The organism is Paenibacillus sp. 01L418 (assembly GCF_056400045.1).
Map to the genome: position 1 here is coordinate 1 of NZ_JBFTSN010000641.1, position 2613 is coordinate 2613.

The window sequence follows — 2613 nt, forward strand, 5'->3', positions numbered from 1 at the left end:
GGTTTAGACGGGACTATGTTGATGATCCCTATGAATGAATGAGTATCTATAATGCTAGACGCGAAGTAATAATTAATATGGATTGCTTGCCGCTTCATCACCAGGTAAAGACCAAGAGGATACATGATGGGCTCGGCCAGAAAGAACTCGGGATGATACTCCGTCTTCCTGCTTCCACTATAAGTATGATTGAAACTGGGCAGCGATTAATACCTAAGAACCGCTTGAAAGAGTTTGAGCATTATCTTTACGAATGCTGGTATTCAGATGGGGAACTAATTAATAGCTTTACTGAGGATGATCTAAACCCACCAATGAAAGAAATGGATATAGAAGAACAAAGGGCTTTCTGGAAGTCAATAACGGATAATGATCCTGATCTGTATGGTACGATATTGTAACTGATCTGCGGTGGAAACTAATACACCTATTGAAACAGGAGGTAACATGCATGAATAGCACTATTGAAATGAATGAGCAAGATGAGCCAAGTTACTGGCCTGAATTTATATTTGGCTTTAACCAAGATGATGAAGGAGACGATGATAACGATGAATGAACAAGATGAATTCCTAAGGGCGCTTGATTTGGAAAGTAGTTTGCCTTCGTGTAGTCCAGCACAACGCGAGGCCAATATCCACAGGAAACGTATGTATCTATTATTTATGAATAGGAAACCTAATGACACCGCGACTACCCATACTGATTTGCAATTGGATTTGTATGTAAGGAAGATGACTAACCCCTCTTTTCGTTTTTCGGCTAGTACATTAATGAAGGAATAACGAAGAGAACCACCTGTATCAGATGGCCCCTCGCGCCAATACTCTATTAATTTCTTCTGTAAACTTCTTCGGCTTCCTGGGCAGTATAATCATCAAGTACTGAGCTTATTATAGCCTCCAATTATTCAAACTTTTGTTTTGATAAGCCAAGCTCCCGTGCTGCCAGAAGGGCATACCCTGTGATTGCTGTGTTTGTAATCATTGAATTACCTCCATAAGAATTAGTATGGATTAGAACACCTCATGATGCGAATAGACAGGTAATGCGCGAAACGAAGTGGAGCGCGCCCTCTATAGCCGAAGGCATAGCGAAAAGAGCCAGCCATAAAAGCCGACCCCTAATGAATGTTTTACATTAAACCTCTTTCCTTTAGTGAGCAGTAACTGTCTGTTGAAACGATAACGTGGTCAAGCAGTTCAATGCCTAGAATTTCTCCAGCATCAGATAAACGTTTGGTAATCTGAACATCCTCTGGGGAGGCTTCTGTCATCTGAGTAGGGTGATTGTGTACTGCAATGTAACTTGCCGCAGCTCTCTGGATGAGTGAACGATAGACTTCCCTAGGATGAACAATTGCACTATTAAGCGTCCCAACACTGATTCGCTTTTTGCAAATAACGTGATTCTTCGTATTAAGTGGAATTATCCAGAATTCTTCGTGCATTAGGTGCCCGATCTCGAAACGGATCATGTCGAAAACGTCCTTCGGAGAACGGATAACATACGGATTTTCACGCGGCGTGTTTAATGCCCTCGCCAACTTGAGAGTACTAACGATCTGACGCGCCTTCGCGGAGCCAATACCTTTGATGCGTGTAAGTTCCATTTCATTAGCATCAAGCAGTTCATAAGGCGTAACAAAGCGAGTAAATAGCTCTTGAATGACGGTGCTATCTTCTTTCACGCAAAGTGCATCAGCTAAAGCTGTTCTAATAGAGTACATGTTCACTGTGGATTACCTCCAAGAAATAGAAATAGAAATAGAAATAGAAATAGAAATAGAAGAGGCACTCGGCCTCCCCTTGAATGGGTATAGATATTGAGTTATCATTGAATCGATAATGGTTTTACTGAGGGCGCTGGCAGGCGTCCTTTTTCATGCCTTGAAATTCTTCGATCTTCATTTCCATGCTTATGAGCATTGCCAAGCAACAAATATACTGCCTTCCGTCGTCGGTTCTAAGCGATGCCTTGTTGTTCAGACGCTTCTTTCTGACGCTCTGGAGAGCCTCTTTACGCTCCCRCAACTGTTTAATCATCTGCGTATCATCCTTTCTTAACTGGCGCGATCTTGACGCTTAAGATACCATTCCAATTGTTTTGGATAGTACTTTGCGAAGTAAGCTCGCACATACCGATTAGCCAACTCCTCATCGATCTTCCATACACGCTGGAAGTACACTCTCAAGACGCGAGCCGCCATTACCAATTGATCTTGCATTACAAGCTGACGGAGTAGCACAATCATCTCTTCAGCTATTTGTCGTTTCTCCACGTTTCATCACCTCCTTTTTGCCTACTCTCACACGGCTTGTTTTGGATCTCTGTCCAACAAAAGAAGCTCTCGTCGATAACCTTGTTAGGTATCAGACGGGAGCTCTTGGTATGGCAACTATGTTACTTACGCAGGGAACGGGTGGGCGATTTCAAAGCACTGATGCTAGCCACAGTTGCATTACTTGAGATTGGAAATTTTTCAAATTTCAGATTGCTTATATAAAATTATTTTAGCAAGGATATTGCCAAATAGCGTCGAAATGTATAACGATACAGAACTGATGTTTGCTGTCAACCAGTTGACAGAGTAGTTTGATACTATCCTTATAC

General features: G+C 42.1%; 4 protein-coding genes. 1 reads left to right on the forward strand and 3 read right to left on the reverse strand.

Annotation, left to right across the window (positions count from 1 at the left end; all coding sequences use genetic code 11):
- Positions 1–38 precede the first annotated feature (38 nt).
- On the forward strand, positions 39–401 hold the full coding sequence (locus tag AC1DSE_RS34030) for a helix-turn-helix domain-containing protein (RefSeq protein ID WP_477528987.1): 363 nt from the start codon (positions 39–41) through the stop codon (positions 399–401).
- A gap of 734 nt (positions 402–1135) precedes the next feature.
- On the opposite strand, the gene AC1DSE_RS34035 is transcribed toward AC1DSE_RS34030, so the two are convergent.
- The 3 genes from AC1DSE_RS34035 to AC1DSE_RS34045 form a co-directional block, all read right to left on the reverse strand.
- Positions 1136–1729 (reverse strand): JAB domain-containing protein, encoded by a 594-nt coding sequence (locus AC1DSE_RS34035; protein ID WP_477510142.1) that lies wholly within the window; start codon positions 1727–1729, stop codon positions 1136–1138.
- Positions 1730–1853: 124 nt separating this feature from the next.
- Positions 1854–2045, reverse strand: a complete 192-nt coding sequence (locus AC1DSE_RS34040) for a hypothetical protein (RefSeq protein ID WP_477528988.1) — start codon at positions 2043–2045, stop codon at positions 1854–1856.
- Between the two features lie 17 nt (positions 2046–2062).
- On the reverse strand, positions 2063–2281 hold the full coding sequence (locus AC1DSE_RS34045; protein WP_477510104.1) for a hypothetical protein: 219 nt from the start codon (positions 2279–2281) through the stop codon (positions 2063–2065).
- Positions 2282–2613: the final 332 nt, after the last annotated feature.